At 44.7% G+C, this 15,937-nt stretch carries 13 protein-coding genes; 3 read left to right on the top strand and 10 right to left on the bottom strand.

The genetic code is table 11. The features are described from left to right. Nucleotides 1-2: 2 nt before the first annotated feature. Both pdhA and AB1K91_RS09130 read right to left on the bottom strand, forming a co-directional pair. Nucleotides 3-1,046 carry a pyruvate dehydrogenase (acetyl-transferring) E1 component subunit alpha gene (pdhA, locus tag AB1K91_RS09135; RefSeq protein ID WP_413089520.1) on the bottom strand — a complete coding sequence of 348 codons (1,044 nt, stop codon included), beginning with the start codon at nt 1,044-1,046 and terminating at the stop codon, nt 3-5. Nucleotides 1,047-1,447: 401 nt separating this feature from the next. Further along, nucleotides 1,448-2,101, bottom strand: coding sequence for a YkyA family protein (locus AB1K91_RS09130; RefSeq protein WP_413089487.1), 654 nt, complete (start codon nt 2,099-2,101; stop codon nt 1,448-1,450). Nucleotides 2,102-2,280: 179 nt separating this feature from the next. On the opposite strand from AB1K91_RS09130, the gene def reads away from it, so the two are divergent. Continuing rightward, on the top strand, nt 2,281-2,835 hold the full coding sequence (gene def / locus AB1K91_RS09125) for a peptide deformylase (protein WP_413089486.1): 555 nt from the start codon (nt 2,281-2,283) through the stop codon (nt 2,833-2,835). 33 nt (nt 2,836-2,868) lie between these two features. Here def and AB1K91_RS09120 read toward each other — a convergent pair whose 3' ends face one another. Next, nucleotides 2,869-3,642 carry a Cof-type HAD-IIB family hydrolase gene (locus tag AB1K91_RS09120; protein WP_413089485.1) on the bottom strand — a complete coding sequence of 258 codons (774 nt, stop codon included), beginning with the start codon at nt 3,640-3,642 and terminating at the stop codon, nt 2,869-2,871. 467 nt (nt 3,643-4,109) lie between these two features. Here AB1K91_RS09120 and AB1K91_RS09115 point away from each other — a divergent pair, with 467 nt between their 5' ends. Together AB1K91_RS09115 and rnjA are read left to right on the top strand one after the other, a co-directional pair. Next, entirely contained in the window at nt 4,110-4,322 is a 213-nt protein-coding gene (locus tag AB1K91_RS09115; protein WP_413089484.1) for a DNA-dependent RNA polymerase subunit epsilon, read from the top strand. Further along, nucleotides 4,319-5,986 (top strand): ribonuclease J1, encoded by a 1,668-nt coding sequence (gene rnjA / locus AB1K91_RS09110; RefSeq protein WP_413089483.1) that lies wholly within the window; start codon nt 4,319-4,321, stop codon nt 5,984-5,986. The genes AB1K91_RS09115 and rnjA overlap by 4 nt, the downstream gene beginning before the upstream one ends. 31 nt (nt 5,987-6,017) lie before the next feature. Here rnjA and AB1K91_RS09105 read toward each other — a convergent pair whose 3' ends face one another. From AB1K91_RS09105 to AB1K91_RS09075, 7 genes are all read right to left on the bottom strand, one after another. Next, nucleotides 6,018-7,742, bottom strand: a complete 1,725-nt coding sequence (locus AB1K91_RS09105) for a pyruvate oxidase (protein WP_413089482.1) — start codon at nt 7,740-7,742, stop codon at nt 6,018-6,020. A gap of 97 nt (nt 7,743-7,839) precedes the next feature. After that, nucleotides 7,840-8,502 carry a potassium channel family protein gene (locus AB1K91_RS09100; protein WP_413089481.1) on the bottom strand — a complete coding sequence of 221 codons (663 nt, stop codon included), beginning with the start codon at nt 8,500-8,502 and terminating at the stop codon, nt 7,840-7,842. Nucleotides 8,503-8,562: 60 nt separating this feature from the next. Next, a complete protein-coding gene (locus tag AB1K91_RS09095; protein WP_413089480.1) occupies nt 8,563-9,576 on the bottom strand; it encodes a cytochrome d ubiquinol oxidase subunit II in 1,014 nt (337 codons plus the stop codon). Then, a complete protein-coding gene (locus AB1K91_RS09090; RefSeq protein WP_413089519.1) occupies nt 9,573-10,895 on the bottom strand; it encodes a cytochrome ubiquinol oxidase subunit I in 1,323 nt (440 codons plus the stop codon). The genes AB1K91_RS09095 and AB1K91_RS09090 overlap by 4 nt, the downstream gene beginning before the upstream one ends. A 138-nt stretch (nt 10,896-11,033) precedes the next feature. Beyond that, nucleotides 11,034-12,854, bottom strand: coding sequence for an ABC transporter ATP-binding protein (locus AB1K91_RS09085; RefSeq protein WP_413089479.1), 1,821 nt, complete (start codon nt 12,852-12,854; stop codon nt 11,034-11,036). Nucleotides 12,855-12,865: 11 nt separating this feature from the next. Beyond that, on the bottom strand, nt 12,866-14,620 hold the full coding sequence (locus AB1K91_RS09080) for an ABC transporter ATP-binding protein (protein WP_413089478.1): 1,755 nt from the start codon (nt 14,618-14,620) through the stop codon (nt 12,866-12,868). A gap of 121 nt (nt 14,621-14,741) precedes the next feature. Next, nucleotides 14,742-15,911 (bottom strand): alanyl-tRNA editing protein, encoded by a 1,170-nt coding sequence (locus AB1K91_RS09075; RefSeq protein ID WP_413089477.1) that lies wholly within the window; start codon nt 15,909-15,911, stop codon nt 14,742-14,744. Between the last annotated feature and the right edge of the window lie 26 nt (nt 15,912-15,937).

Genomic DNA, 15,937 nt, shown 5'->3' with positions numbered 1-15,937 from the left:
ACTTACTTCGACTCCTTTTCTTTGTACACTTCCAATTGTTCTTCAAGGTTAGAAGGAAGGACTTCGTACATATTGTTGATCAAGTCGGATACTTTCATTTTCGGATAGTTATCCGCTTCTTTGATCGCAGCTTTGATTTCTTCTTTCGCTTGCTCGATCACTTTGTTTTCTTCTTCCTCGGACCATAGACCTTTAGTTTCCAAGTACTTGCGGAAACGTACCAATGGATCTTGTTTTTCCCACTCAGTATCCATATCTTCTGTACGGTAGCGAGTCGGATCGTCACCAGCCATTGTATGAGGACCGTAACGGTAAGTAAGCGTTTCGATCAATGTAGGGCCTTCGCCGTTGATTGCGCGCTCACGAGCTTCTTTAGTAGCTGCATAAACTGCCAAGACGTCCATACCATCAACAACGATGCCAGGGATTCCTACTGCAACAGCTTTCTGAGCAAGTGTTTTCGCTTTCGTCTGCTTCTCACGAGGCACAGAGATGGCGAATTGGTTGTTCTGTACAATAAAGATAGCCGGTGCATCATATGCCCCTGCGAAGTTCATGCCTTCGTAGAAGTCACCTTGTGACGTACCACCATCACCTGTATAAGTAATTGCTACGGATTTTTTACCGCGGCGTTTCATACCTAGTGCAACACCAGCTGCTTGCGTATACTGAGCACCGATGATGATTTGCGGGCTTAGTGCATTTACACCTTCAGGGAACTGGTTGCCATGGAAGTGTCCGCGGGAGAATAGGAATGCTTGATAAAGCGGAAGACCGTGCCAGATAAGCTGCGGTACATCACGATATCCAGGCAGGATGAAGTCTTCTTTCTCCAAAGCGAAATGCGTTCCAAGCTGAGAAGCTTCCTGACCTGCTGTTGGTGCGTAGAAACCTAGTCTACCTTGTCTATTCAATGCAATGGAGCGCTGATCAAGGATGCGCGTATATACCATTCTGTGCATTAATTCCTTCAATTCTTCATCTGACAAATCCGGCAAAGCTTCTTCGTTTACAACTTCGCCATCTTCGTTAAGGATTTGAAACATTTCAAACTGTTCTTCAATACCTTCTAGCGTACGTTTCAAAGCTAGTCACCTATCCTTCCTAGAACTATATTTACTGTAATAGCCTTTCCAAAAACATAGGAAGTACCACAATAGTTTACTGTACCCGCTGCATCCCCTCTTTTAACCGGTTACAACAGAAGTACACAAAACTGTTACATAAATCATGATAACGAAAAGTGATACAATTCATGTCCTGTTATAGTTTAGCTTATCTTGCCGGAAAACGTCAACATCTTAGATTGGATATTGCCGATTATTTATGAAAACGGTATTAAAGAAATCTTCACAATTATCGGTTCACCAACTGTACTACACAATATTTTTATACTGTATCAGTGAAAATAAAAAACCCTCTCTCATTCCGAGAAAAGGGTTTCCGTTCATTCCATATCCACATTCAGGCCAGCCGCTTCATAGAACTGCTGTTTTTGTTCATTGAATGCTTCTGTCTCTGTATTGAATTCTTCATTAGCCGCTTTGATTTCTTCGTAGCCGGCATTGATTTTTTCGATTTGGCTCGTCAATTCATCCTGGGTAATATCATCTTGCTGAAACATTTCATATAAAACAGTATCTTCATCCAAGGCTTTTGTATAAGCGGCATGGAGTTTATCATAAGCACTGTACCTGGCTTCCATTGTTCCATAAAGTGTTTGTGCTTTTTCTTTGGCATCATCGCTTTCCAGTTCATCGATGATGGAATCGATTTTCTTGAACTCAGCTTCTGCTTCATCCAAGCTTTCCTTTTCCTTGGCTAGAGCATCCTTGCGCTGTGAGATCAAGTCGATTGCTTCCTTTGATTTGCTCTTGATTTGATCCAGTTCATCCTCACCATACTGTAAAATCTCATTGTATAAGTCCTGTTCCTTCTTCTCCAAATCCGTCAAAGAATCTTGCTGTTCGACATATCCTGATTCAAGGGATATAGTCTCCTCCAAGTGATTGTAAACCTGCTCCTCCGGCGACGCATTGTTACATGCAGTGAGTCCCACGGCGCTCCCCATCAGGAGTAGGCCTATTCCTAACTTGCGCAAAACGTATCCTCCTCTGCCATGTTTCCCACAGCCTCTATGTATTCTCCTACATTGTATAACAAAGCCTAAAAACGTTAAAGAAATACGATAAACGAATCTGCAGAGTGATTCTGGTGTCATACAGACATTCTTGTGATACACTAAAGAACGGAAAAGTAACAGCGCAAGGAGTGATCAGCATGATTACCATGGATGACATTATCCGTGAAGGCAATCCCATTCTCGAACAAGTTGCAGAAGAAGTCGAATTGCCTGCTTCGGATGAAGATAAACAAACATTGACAGAGATGTTGGAGTACTTAAAGAATAGCCAAGATGAGGAAATAGCGACAAAATACGACCTCCGTCCGGGTGTTGGCCTGGCAGCACCGCAAATCGGCCTATCCAAACGCATGATTGCGATTTATTTCGAAGATCCGAACGGAACCTTCTATGAATATGGTCTTTTCAATCCGAAAATCGTCAGTCATTCTGTCGAAAATACGTATCTGATGAGCGGTGAGGGCTGCTTGTCCGTAGATCGCGAAATACCTGGCTATGTACCGCGGTATTCCCGTATCACAGTCAAAGCTGTCACATTGGAAGGCAAAGAAGTCAAATTACGGCTCAAGGGCTATGCAGCTGTTGTCTTCCAGCATGAAATCGATCATTTAAACGGAACGATGTTCTATGATCGCATCAACAAGGAAGATCCATTCGCCCAGCCCGAGAACTCCAAACCAATAGAATTATAAAAAATGCGCACTCAGGCAGAGTGCGCATTTTGTTTATATCAAGCCGGCCTTCTTCAGGCCTAGTGCGAGTCCGTCTTCATCTACATGTGCTGTTTGGATGTCGGCTAGCTCTTTCAGTTCGGGAACGGCATTCCCCATTACAATGCCTGTACCCACAAAATCGATCATTTCCAAGTCATTCAATCCATCTCCGCAAGCGTAAGCTGCATGTACGGGGATATTTGCCGCTTCCAGCAATTTCATCACACCGATTTTTTTGGAGCCATCGCCAGGCAGAACGTCACAGGAAAGCGGATGCCACCGTATGAAACGGACATGCTCATGATGGGCGGAATATGCTTGCTCCTCCTCTTCCTCGCAAAACAGGAGTGCTTGGTAGATCGGTTCGTGGTGGAAGTAATCTTTATCGATTTCCGGATATGTAAAACCAAGGGATGCCAAGCTATCCCGGATAAAACCATTGTCCGTTTCCGATGCCTTCATGATCGTATCACCCATGAAAACCATGGCATGTTCTTTTTCGGAGGCCTCATCATATAAATGCAGCAATTGCTTTCGTTCAATCGGATTGCGATGGATGACTTCCCCTTCAAAGACGACATATTGTCCGTTATAGCATACGTAAGAATCGATCTCCAGTTCAGTGCGGATTTCCTCAAACATGAACGGAGCTCTTCCCGTCGCTATCGCCACGTAATGCCCGTTAGCCCTCAACATGCGGATGGCTTCCTTGGTTGCCTTCGGAATTTCACCTTTTGTATTCAGGATTGTGCCATCGATATCCAGGAATACGATACTTTTCCCCATTGTACATCCTCCTCCTAGTCTTTCCTGCCCTTGCATCTTTCCTCGCCACTTCTTATAATCGAGTATAAGTTATGCAGGTTCGTCGAAAAATATCTTTACATGAATCCCAAGAGAAAACAACCATCCGCTCCCTTTTATCGGCAGTTTTTTTGAAAGTATGCTTTGTTTTTGTTTCCATCTTAGCGTTTTCATACTATACTGTAAGTAAGAGGGATTGGACCGGTAAACGTTTTTTCTTGCTTTTCTGCGAAACGAAAGGAGTTGCTTCGTGTGCTCAAGCGTTTGAAGGAAAAGTTAAAGAAACGGTGGAAAGATTTATTTGGCCAAAAACGACGAGTGCCTACTACGTGCGGACAAGATCTAACTGAATAGCAATACGCCAGCAATTCGGTTTTATACAGACTTGCTCCGTTCGTTATGGATATAGAAAGCAATTTTTGTCAACCATGAGAATAGGAGAGATAGATATGGTATTTAAAGTATATTATCAGGAAAACCCTTCCGAGATTCCTGTACGCGAGCGCACTGAGAGCTTGTACATGGAAGCGGAAAACGTAAGACAGGTTCGAAAAACATTAGCAGATCGTGATATCAACATCGAGTTCATCCAGCCGCTCGATGAAGCACATCTTGAATATGAAAAACAATCCGATAGCTTCAACTTGGAGCAAGCGAAATGAAATTCGTAAAAAATGACCAAACAGCTGTTTTTGCCATCGGCGGACTCGGAGAAATCGGCAAAAACATGTATGGTGTACAATTCCAGGATGAAATCATCATCATCGATGCAGGGATCAAATTCCCGGAGGACGAGCTTCTTGGTATCGACTATGTCATTCCTGACTTCACTTACATCGTCCAGAATCAGGATAAAATCAAAGGCTTGTTCATCACACACGGTCACGAAGATCACATCGGCGGCGTACCATACCTCTTGAAAGAAGTGAATATTCCGATCTATGCAGGGAAACTTGCAATGGGGATGATCAAAAATAAACTGGATGAGCATGGCCTTTTACGTAATGCCAAGCTTAATATTTACGGAGAAGATGATATCATCAAATTCAGAAAGACTTCTGTAAGCTTCTTCCGTACTACCCATAGTATTCCGGAATCATACGGTATCGTCGTCAAGACCCCTCCTGGCAACATCGTGCATACCGGTGACTTCAAATTTGATTTCACTCCAGTCGGACAGCCAGCTGATATAGCGAAAATGGCTGAAATCGGCAAAGAAGGCGTACTTTGCTTACTTTCCGACTCAACCAATAGTGAAGTGCCAGGATTCACCATGTCTGAACGTGTTGTCGGTGAAAGCATCAGCGATATTTTCAGACGTGTCGATGGCCGCTTGATTTTCGCTACTTTTGCTTCCAATATCCACCGGTTGCAGCAAGTAGTTGAATCAGCAGTGAAAACAGGCCGTAAAGTTGCCATTTTCGGAAGAAGCATGGAAACGAACATCAACTTGGGGATCGAACTAGGTTTCATCAATGCACCGAAGGATACATTCATCGATTCGCATCAGATCAATCGTCTGCCAGCGAATGAGGTTGTCATCCTATGCACCGGATCCCAAGGTGAACCTATGGCTGCCCTTTCCCGGATCGCTAATGGTACACACCGTCAGATCCAGATTCAGCCTGGTGACACAGTTGTGTTCTCATCTTCCCCGATTCCAGGGAATACAGTCAGCGTAAGCCGTATCATCAACATGCTTTATCGTGCGGGAGCAGACGTCATCCATGGCGCGTTGAACAATATCCATACTTCCGGTCACGGCAGTCAGGAAGAACAGAAGCTCATGCTTCGCCTGATGAATCCAAAATACTTCATGCCGATCCACGGGGAATATCGTATGCTGGTTGAGCATATGAAACTTGGCAAGCTTACTGGCATCAGTGAAGAAAATTCCTTCATCATGGATAACGGAGATGTATTGGCATTAGGTAAGGATAGTGCTGCCATCGCGGGTAAAATCCCTTCCGGCTCTATCTATGTGGACGGTAGCGGTATCGGTGATATCGGAAATATCGTACTGCGCGATCGCCGCATCCTGTCCGAAGAAGGACTTGTCATCGTCGTTGTCAGCATCAATATGAAGGAATTCCGAATTGCTTCCGGCCCGGATATCATTTCCCGCGGTTTCGTCTATATGCGTGAATCGGAAGACCTCATCAATGAAGCACAAAAGATCGTTTCAGCTCATTTGAATAAAGTAATGGAAAGAAAAACAACACAATGGTCTGAAATCAAGAATGAAATCACAGATACTATCGCGCCGTTCTTGTTCGAAAAAACAAAGCGCCGCCCAATGGTACTCCCAATCATCATGGAAGTATAAAAACAAGCCTGAGCTTACGCTCAGGCTTTTCTCATTTCAAGAGACGCTTGACAGACTCTTTCATATTCGGAAGCTCTATTTTACCAGTGGAGAAAAATTCCTTGATCAGATACTCGGTGTATTTTACTGCTTGGTGGTAGGAAATCTTTCCTGGCAGCGGCGCCATATCCTCGATGACCACATCGATGATGGCTGGCTTGTCAGAAAGGAAAGCTTGCTTGATGCTCGTTTCCAAGTCTTCGAACTTTTCAACACGATAGCCCTCACCGCCGCAAGATTGACCGAATTGCGCGAAATTCATTTCTCCCATATCAATTCCATAATTGGCGGCACCGATTGTTGCTTGTTCAAATTTAATCAGGCCAAGCTGACTGTTATTCAATACAATCACTTTCACCGGCAAGTCGTATTTTACCGCTGTGACAAAATCCTGCATATTCATACTGAAGCCACCATCACCGCAAATTGCAATCGCCTGCTTATCTGGGTATGCCAACTTTGATGCGATTGCTCCAGGCAGCCCGCAACCCATCGTTGCCAGGCGTCCCGATACGATGAAGTCTTGCTGGGTCAAAGGCAGATATCTAGTTGTCCAAACTGTCACATTCCCTACATCACAAGAAATGACAGCATCTTTATCCATATTGTTTTCCAATGCATACATAATTTGCGGCGGCTGTATAGGTGATTCTTCCCTCTTCTTCTGTACTTGCAGCTGGGTGTGCCATTCCTTCATTTTCCCTTGGTACTTTTCTATATAAGCCGTATCTTGTTTTTCTTCCGTCAATTCAGTCAGTTCCTGGAGCACTTCCTTACTATCTCCGGGTAAGCCCACTATTACCGGATAAATGCTCCCGATAGCACTTGGCCTATTATCAATCTGGATAGCAGGCAGATCATCCGGCAAAAACGAACGATACGGGAAGCTTGTACCTACAAGCAGCAGCAAATCCGCTTCATTGATTGCTTCATAGGAAGGTGTCGTTCCAATCTGCCCGTGCTGCCCAAGATTATAGCTGTGATGATCCGGAATGATACCTTTGCCAAGCAGACTCAGAATAATCGGAGATTCAATATGTTCAGCAAATGTAAGCAGCTCCAAACGGGCTTGCTTCGCTCCTTTACCTGCTAAGATGATCGGTTTTTTCGCCTGGTTGATCAGCTTGACTGCTTCTTGGAGATCCTGCTTGGCCGGAGCAATCCGAGGTTTGGCATAGTTAGCTGACGTTTTACCGGGTTTCTCCGGATGCTTCTGGGCAAATAAATCATCCGATACGACCAGGACACTGACTCCGGAGTTGGCATAAGCTTCACGTATCGCTTGATTCAAAAGATCCGGCAGCTGTTCGAATGATTCTGCCCTTTCGTTGAATACAGCTACATCTTCAAACATCTGCTCAAGCTTCACTTCCTGGAAAGCACCTGTACCCAGCTCGTTGGATGGCACTTGTCCGACAATGGCGAGGACCGGTGCCTTATCTTCGCGTGCATCATATAGTCCATTCAGAAGGTGGACCGCGCCAGGTCCTGCAATCGACAAACAAACCCCAAGCTTTCTGGTTAGCTTGGCATAAGCAGCTGCTGCAAGTGCACCTGCCTCTTCATGTCGGACTTGGATGAACTTCAACACATCCTCCTTCTTATGTAAGTCACTGATGAACTCATTGACGGAATCGCCAGGTATTCCATACACATGATCCACACCCCAGTCGATCAGTTGATCAGCCATTACTTCTCCTGTTCTTCTTTCAAACATGTTATCATCTCCCGTGTCTAATTTATCCTCCTTTTGTATGTAACCTTTTTGATCGATAAAAAAACCCAAACAGTCTGAAACTGTTTGGGTTCTTAAATCAATCGTCGGCAATGGCACGCTCAAAACGAGCCAAGTCACGATCTGCACCAATGACAATCAATATGTCTTCCGAATCGAGTTCGGCATCCGGCGAAGGACTCACATTAATCTCATTTGCCTGCTTGATAGCCACGACGTTACAGCCAAAAGCCGCGCGGATGTCAAGATCTATGAGGGTCCTGCCAGCCATTTTCTTACCGGCTTGCACTTCTACGATACTATGCTCATCACTAAGCTCCAAGTAATCGAGAATGTTGTTGCTGATAATTTTATGAGCAATCCTTCTTCCCATATCTCGTTCTGGATGGACAACGTGATCAGCCCCGATTTTGCTCAATACTTTTTCATGATAATCATTTTGGGCTTTGACGGTTATTTTCTTGATACCTAGTTCTTTTAGCATTATTGTCGTCAGGATGCTGGCTTGGATATTTTCCCCGATGGCGACAATCACGTGCTCGATGTTTCGGATTCCTATTTCCTTCAGCACCTGTTCATCCGTTGTATCGGCAATAATGGCATGGGAAGCGATATTACGGAATTCATTCACTTTATCTTCTTCCATATCGATCGCCAGTACGTTGAATCCCTCCCGGCTCAATTCCATGCAGATACTCCCGCCGAAGCGGCCCAATCCGATTACGGCAAATTCTCTCTTCATCGTACTTCCTCCACTATCTTATAAACTAATCCTAGTCTATCACAAACAGCTGAGGTTGTATCATTTCTTTCCTTTTACATACTCGGCATCGAACAAGAACATCCGCATCACAAGAATCAGGGATGGAATCAGCATGAGAAGCCCGCCGGCGAATGCAATCAACAATGCCGTACCCATTGCCGGTAATGTTGCATCTGCTGTTACCTGAATCTCATTGTACAGTAAGTACGGCATATGGCCGATGCCATATCCCAAAAGTGCAAAGAAAAACTGCAGCATGACACAAATGAATGAAAGGCCATAATGGCTTTCCCTATAGTTCAAATATATACCAATCAAAAAGAACAACACTGAAATCCCGAACATCCACCAGAGATCCAGCATGTTGTTATAATGCTCGGGATTCTGCCTGCTGATAAAGATGAATGCTGTCAAGCTGGCGATGATTTGCGGAGCAGCCCAGAAAAGCGCATAAGAACGAAGCAATTTTCGTGCAGGCTCGTCACCAGCTTTATTCGCATAATACGTCAAGAAATGGGCGCTGATATAAAGAACGGATACAACGGCCAAAAAGACAACCGCCCATGAAAAAGGGTTGGTCAGCAATTCTTTATAGCGTAAATAGACACTGCCATTTTCATGGCGCAAAAACCCTCCCTCGGATATCGTCAAACCAGTGGCGATCGCTGCAGGAATGAACAATCCACTTGCCCCATAGAGGAAGGTATATAGTTTACTTTTTCTTGAACCATAATTCTCAAAGGCGTAAAAAGAGCCACGAATACCAATCAATAACAAAATGATCGAACCAGGTATCAGCATGGCTGATCCATAATAGTAACCAGCATCCGGGAAGAAGAAAGCCAAACCGTAGAAGAAGAATATAAAGAATACATTCGTGATTTCCCACACTGGGGATAGGTATCTGGCAATCAGCCGATTCAGGATGTGATCTTTTTTTGTCTGCAAAGCATAATAAGCGAAAAAGCCCGCACCGAAGTCAATGGATGCGATGATTAAGTAAGCGAACAGGAAAAACCAAAGTGCCGATAACCCTAATATTTCGTAACTCATTTTTGATCACCTCCAAATAACGTATCAGGAAAGCGCATTTCCCACTCTTTTTGGATCGGATTCTTTTTATAAAGTCTGACAAGAACCAGCGTCACGAATGTTCCCAGTAATACGTAGAGGACCAAAAATGCGGCAAATACATAATGGACATATGGTGATGAGATTGCTCCTTCTGCAACACGCATATATCCCCGCAAAATCCAAGGCTGACGCCCCACTTCTGCAAAAATCCATCCAAATTCAATCGCCAGCATGGCAAGCGGTGCATTCACTACAATCGCCCTTAGCAGCCACTTATTATACTGATCTCGTTTTTTCCAAAACATGAAAACGATAAATAGCATGCTGATCAAAATACCGAAAGCGCCAAAAATAACCATCAAATCAAACATATAATGTATCCATAACGGCGGTATAAGATCTGCATCCACTTTATCGAGACCAGTAACCTCGCTGTTGAAATCACCAAAAGATAAGAAGCTCAGCAGCTTGGGAAAATGTATGGCACCTTGTATTTCATTATCCTCCGTCAGCCTGCCGAACAGGATTAAATCCGCCCCTTTTTCTGTCTTGAAATGCCACTCAGCGGCTGCTAGCTTTTCCGGCTGATAACTTGCTAAGAATTTTGCAGAAGTATCACCGGCAATTGCCGTGAAGATGGAAAAGATCAGCGTGATGATCATGGTCAGCTTGAGCGCTTTCTTATAATACGCATTGTTTCCATATTTCAAGATGAAAAATGCTGTGATTGCGGCAAGAATAGCTCCTGATGTCATATATGACGAAGTGAGTACATGAAATACCTTTGAAGGTGTAGCAGGATTCAGCATTGCCATTATCGGGTCAACCGACGTAATGGTACGCCCGTCCAAAGTGAAGCCTTGCGGCGTATTCATAAAGGCGTTTACAGTAGTAATGAAAACAGCACTCATCCCTCCGCCTATGACAACTGGAAGCGAAAGATACCAATGTGTATACCTGCCCTTGAATCGATCCCAAGTATAGATATATGCTCCCAGGAAAATCGCTTCAAAGAAGAAGGCGAAGGTTTCCATGAATAACGGTAATCCAATTACGTGGCCGGCAATCTGCATGAAAGTTGGCCAGAGCAAAAACAGCTGCAAACCAATTGCAGTCCCGGTGACCACACCGACCGCGACGATTATGACATAGCCTCTTGTCCATCTCCGAGCCAGCAAGACATATTTGGGATCCCGCTTGCGGATACCTACATATTCCGCTGCACATATCAATAATGGAACACCGGCACCTATTGTCGCAAAGATAATATGGAAAACAAGCGTCATAGAGGTAAGCATCCGCGCTAAAATTACACTATCGTAAGCGAACAAAATGTATCCCTGCTTTCTGTATAGATAATCGCTCCTCTTGTTATGCCCAAAGAAATGAAAAATACCCAAAATAAAGAGCGTATCCCTGATGAGATACGCTCTTTGTCATTTTTCGTCAGATTGAAATTGTGTCTTTACCAGTTCGTAATACTTACCTTTCCTATCCATCAACAACTCGTGGCTGCCTTGCTCCAAAATACATCCTTGTTCCAATACAATGATATTATCGGCTTCCCTGATAGTCGAAAGACGGTGGGCGATCATAATGGCTGTGCGTCCTTGCAATAAGGTTTTCAATGCATACTGAATCTTCAGCTCTGTTTCTGTATCAATGCTGGCAGTCGCTTCATCGAGGATGATGATCCGCGGATCGGCGAGCATGGTCCGGGCAAAAGACAGCAGCTGCCTCTCTCCTGCCGAGAGGATATTTCCACGCTCCTCCACCTCCGTCTCATACCCATCAGCCAAGCGGCTGATGAAATCGTCCGCTCCGACAATACGTGCTGCGTCCTTCACTTGCTCGTCAGTTGCTTCCGGGTTGCCAAAGCGGATATTCTCCATGATAGTCCCAGAGAAGATGAAAGTATCCTGCAAGACGACACTGATTTGCTCCCTTACATCCTGGAGCCTGACATCACGTAAATCTTCTCCATCAATCTTGACTGAACCTGATGTGGGATCGTAAAAACGGCTGATCAGATTGGCGATAGTCGATTTTCCCGAGCCTGTATGACCGACTAGTGCCACCGTCTGTCCTGCTTTCATATGCAAGTCGATTTCATGGAGTGCAATCCGATCTTGATTATAGGCGAACACCACCTTTTCGAATCTGATATCGCCTGTAATTCTTGGTAACGGCTTTGCATCCTTCCGAGTCTCCACATTCGGTTTTTCATCCAGAAACTCGAAGATACGCTCCGAGGATGCCATTGCGACAAGCAGCTGATTATAGATCTGTCCCAATCGGGAAATTGGCTCCCAAAACATGCCCAAGAAGAACGCAAAGGTAACGAATGTACCGATCTCGATTTGATCCGTTAAGATCAAATGTGCTCCATAAGCAATGAGTATGACTGTCCCGATTGCATTGCTCATCTCAACGAAAGGACCGAAATACGCACTCTTTTTTGTGGCAATCCGTTCACTTTCGTAATTATCCCGGTTAAGTGCTTCAAAATAATCCGTGTTCTCCGGCTCCTGCGCGTAAGACTGTGTCACCCGGATTCCCTGGATTGCTTCATTAAGATGTGAATTCATGCGGGATTTCTGCATCCTCACTTGCTGCCAGGACCGCCTGATGCTCTGCCTCAGTCTTGTTGAAATGAAGAACATGAAAGGCAGGATGACGAGTACCGCAATGGCCAATTTGGGACTTAAGAAGAACAATATCCCGATGATACCGATCAGCATGACAGAATCAGTCAGCAAGTTGATGATTCCATTCGTGAACAGCTCCTGTAACGAGTTGATGTCATTGAGTACCCGTACAAGAATCGAACCAGCAGACCGTGTATCAAAGAAACGATGCGACAGATGCTGGATATGGCGGAACAGTGTTTTCCGCAAGTCATAGATCACATGCTGTCCAAGGATATTGACCCATTTGATCCGAAGTATATTTGCCGCATAGTTCAGCACATACAAACCTCCGATTCCTGCTACCAAATAAATAAGGAAACGGGTGTCCCCAGATGCGATGGCCATATCGATCGCCACTTTACCGATCAAAATCGGTATGAGCAGCCGGATGATCGTGGACAGCAGCATCGTAACAATGGATCCCGGCAGCAATGTTTTGCTATATGGTTTCATAAACCCAAGCAACCGCCTGATTTGAGCCCAGTCGAATGGCTTTTCCATCACTTGATCTTGTGAATAATGGAATCGATTCGTATGCCGCTTTTTGCTATATTGCAGATTTTCCATGAGCTCCCTCCTTACTGCGCTGAACGCATGATCGCTTTTTGATCCCGGTACTGGATTTCGTAAATACGCTGGTATAAGCCGCCATTTTGCAGCAGGAATTCATGTGTTCCTCGTTCGGCAACCTCACCTTCATTGAGCACAAGTATTTCATCAGCATGTTTAACAGACGATATGCGATGGGCAATGATGAATGTCGTACGATTTTTCATCACTTCTTTCAATGCCTGTTGAATCTTCACTTCCGTCTGCATATCAACAGCGCTTGTAGCGTCATCCAGAATCAGGATGCTCGGATCGATCAGCAGTGCCCTCGCGATCGCGATTCTCTGCTTCTGCCCTCCGGACAGACCCATTCCGCGTTCGCCAAGCATCGTATCGTATTGATCTGGCAGCTCCATGATGAAATCATGGGCTTGCGCGCGCTTGGCTGCATCTACGATTTGCTCGAAACTGACAGTATCTGGGTTACCGTATGCAATATTCTCTTTGATTGTTGTCGAAAAAAGGAATGCCTCCTGCAGCACAAAACCAATATGCTGTCTCAGAACCCTTAAATCATAATCTTGTACAGGATTGCCATCTATGTAGACACTCCCTGCAGTAGGTTCATAAAAACGGGTCATCAACTGAGTGATACTCGTCTTCCCCGATCCAGTGCCGCCGACAAGACCGATGATCTTCCCTGGCGGTGCATCGAAGCTGATATCCTTCAATGCCAGATCATCGTCTTTTACATATCGAAGTGTGACTCGATCAAATGTTACATGGCCGCTGATTTGTTTTTTGTTGATTGGGTGTTCCTGCTGCCCGATATCTTCTTTTGCTTCCAGGACTTCCAGAAGCCTTTCACCGGATGCTTTTGCTTGAGAAAACATATTGATAATGAAACCAAGGTTCGCGAGCGGACCAAGGATATAGGAAACCAGGCTGAAGAATGCAACCAATGCACCAAGTTCAAGTTGTCCCGAAATGACCAGATACCCTCCATAGGAAATGAGGACGACCATACATATGTTTCCGATCAGTTCCATGAGGGGAAAGAACTTTGCCCATACTTTTGAAGTGAAAATGTAGTTATCTCTATATGTGGAGTTGTTATCTGTAAAACGATCAATCTCAAATTCTTCTCTTGCTAACGATTTTACTGTATTCATTCCGCTGATGTTTTCCTGTACACGTGTATTGAGTACTCCCAGCGACGTTCTTATGCTGCGGAAAGCAGGATGGACAAGTTTATCGAAGCGGTAGACGACCACAGCCAAAAAGGGCATGGAAACCATCGTAACAAGCGCAAGCGGTACGGAATATGCGAACATGACAGCCAGACTGATCACGATCAGCAGTACTACACGCAGGAATTGCCCTATTCCCGCTGAAAGGAAAAAGCGGATTCCTTCCACATCAGCAGTCAACCTGGACATCAGATCGCCTGTGCGCGCATTATCATAATACGTAAAACTTAGCCGCTGCAATTTTTTGTATAGACTATTTCTCATCTTGAAAACAGTTTGAACACCGAATAAATCGCCAAGATACTGCTGCAGGAAATTGGCTATCCCCTTTAAGAGCATCATGACGATGAATCCAGCTGAGATGATTGGAATTAGTCCGTATTGATTCCCCAAAACGACGTCATCAATCGTAATTTGCAATACGATGGGATAGACTACCGTGACGGCTGTCACTATCGCAATGAATAGAAGCGACAAGTAAAAATTTCGCCGATATGGCCAGTAGAATTCCTTTAATTTCTGGAAAATACGCAAACCCTTCTCCCCCTCTTCAAATAGTCGCATGTTCTAATATATCGGGTTCCGAACTAATTTACCAGAGGTAAATTAACGATTATTTAAAAAAGTTTGAATTCAGAACATAAAAAAGCATCGTTTATACGATGCTCTGGTAATGTTCTTGCAAAAACCGCATATACCGTTCCAAATCCTCTCTTCTTTGGAAGCTCGCCTGGGCAGTCTGTACGCTGCCACCTCCCTTTCCTCCAAATTCGGATAGAGACGAAGAGAATAACTTTCCGCAATGAAAGTCTTTGAGATCATGGGATACTACCAGCTTCTGTTCCCCTTGATCTGAAAGCATGACGAAATCCTTGCCTGCTTCCAGCAGCTTTGCTGCCATACGCTGCAGTGCTTTGACGTTTTTTCCTTCATATGATCGAACTACCGTGCTTGCTTCCGCTTGGATAAGCTCCTGTAACTCCAATTCCTCCAGTTGTCTTTCCAGTTCCTCTGCCCTTTTGACAGCTGAATGCAGATCAGTTGATTGCTTTTTCAACCGCGGCAGAACATCTTTACTGCTCGTCTGGAATTGGGACGCGACCTGATCCATGATGCTGAATATCCCCCTGGTGGTTTCCAAAGCACGTTTCCCGCATTGGAAATAAATACGCTGTCCCTGTTTTTGTTTCTCCGTTTTGAGGATTTTGATCATTCCTATTTGTCCAGTAGATGCTACATGCGTTCCGCCGCAAGGATTGTATTCCACTCCATCGATTTCAACGATCCTTATGTCTTCTGTGACGTGCGGCTGCTTGACGACGGGCAATTCAGCTAGCTTGGCAGCGGACACATGGTAACTGGTTATCAGCCGGTCATCATAAATTAGTTCGTTCGCTTTCTGCTCAACAGAAGTCAGTTCATCCTCTGTTAATTTATCTCCGGGCAAATCAATTGTGACATCCTCTTTCCCTAGATGAAAACCGATCGTTTCCCTACCTGAAACCAGACGAAAAGCGGCCGAGAGCAAATGTTGTCCAGTATGCTGCTGCATGAGATCGAAGCGATACGCCCAATTAATCTGGCAGTCGACCTTTCCTTCTGCTTTTGATTCCAGACCGTAATACGGCACACCTTCCTTGCTTTCCACAGCTCTTATATCCAATTCGGCAATTGTCCCTTGGTCTGCTGGCTGTCCGCCTCCGCCCGGGTAAAATGCCGTTTCTTTCAGTGAAACAAAATAAAGTCCCTCTTTTTCATATGTATCCTCGATTTCCGTCTTCCAGACTTTATGGAAGGCGTCTTCTCTGTATAGCAGCTTGCTCATATCGATCATCCTTTACTAACTGATAG

The sequence above is a fragment of the Terribacillus jepli genome, from assembly GCF_047228925.1.
Classification (GTDB): Bacteria; Bacillota; Bacilli; order Bacillales; family Amphibacillaceae; genus Terribacillus.
This window is presented reverse-complemented; position numbering and strand designations above follow the sequence as displayed.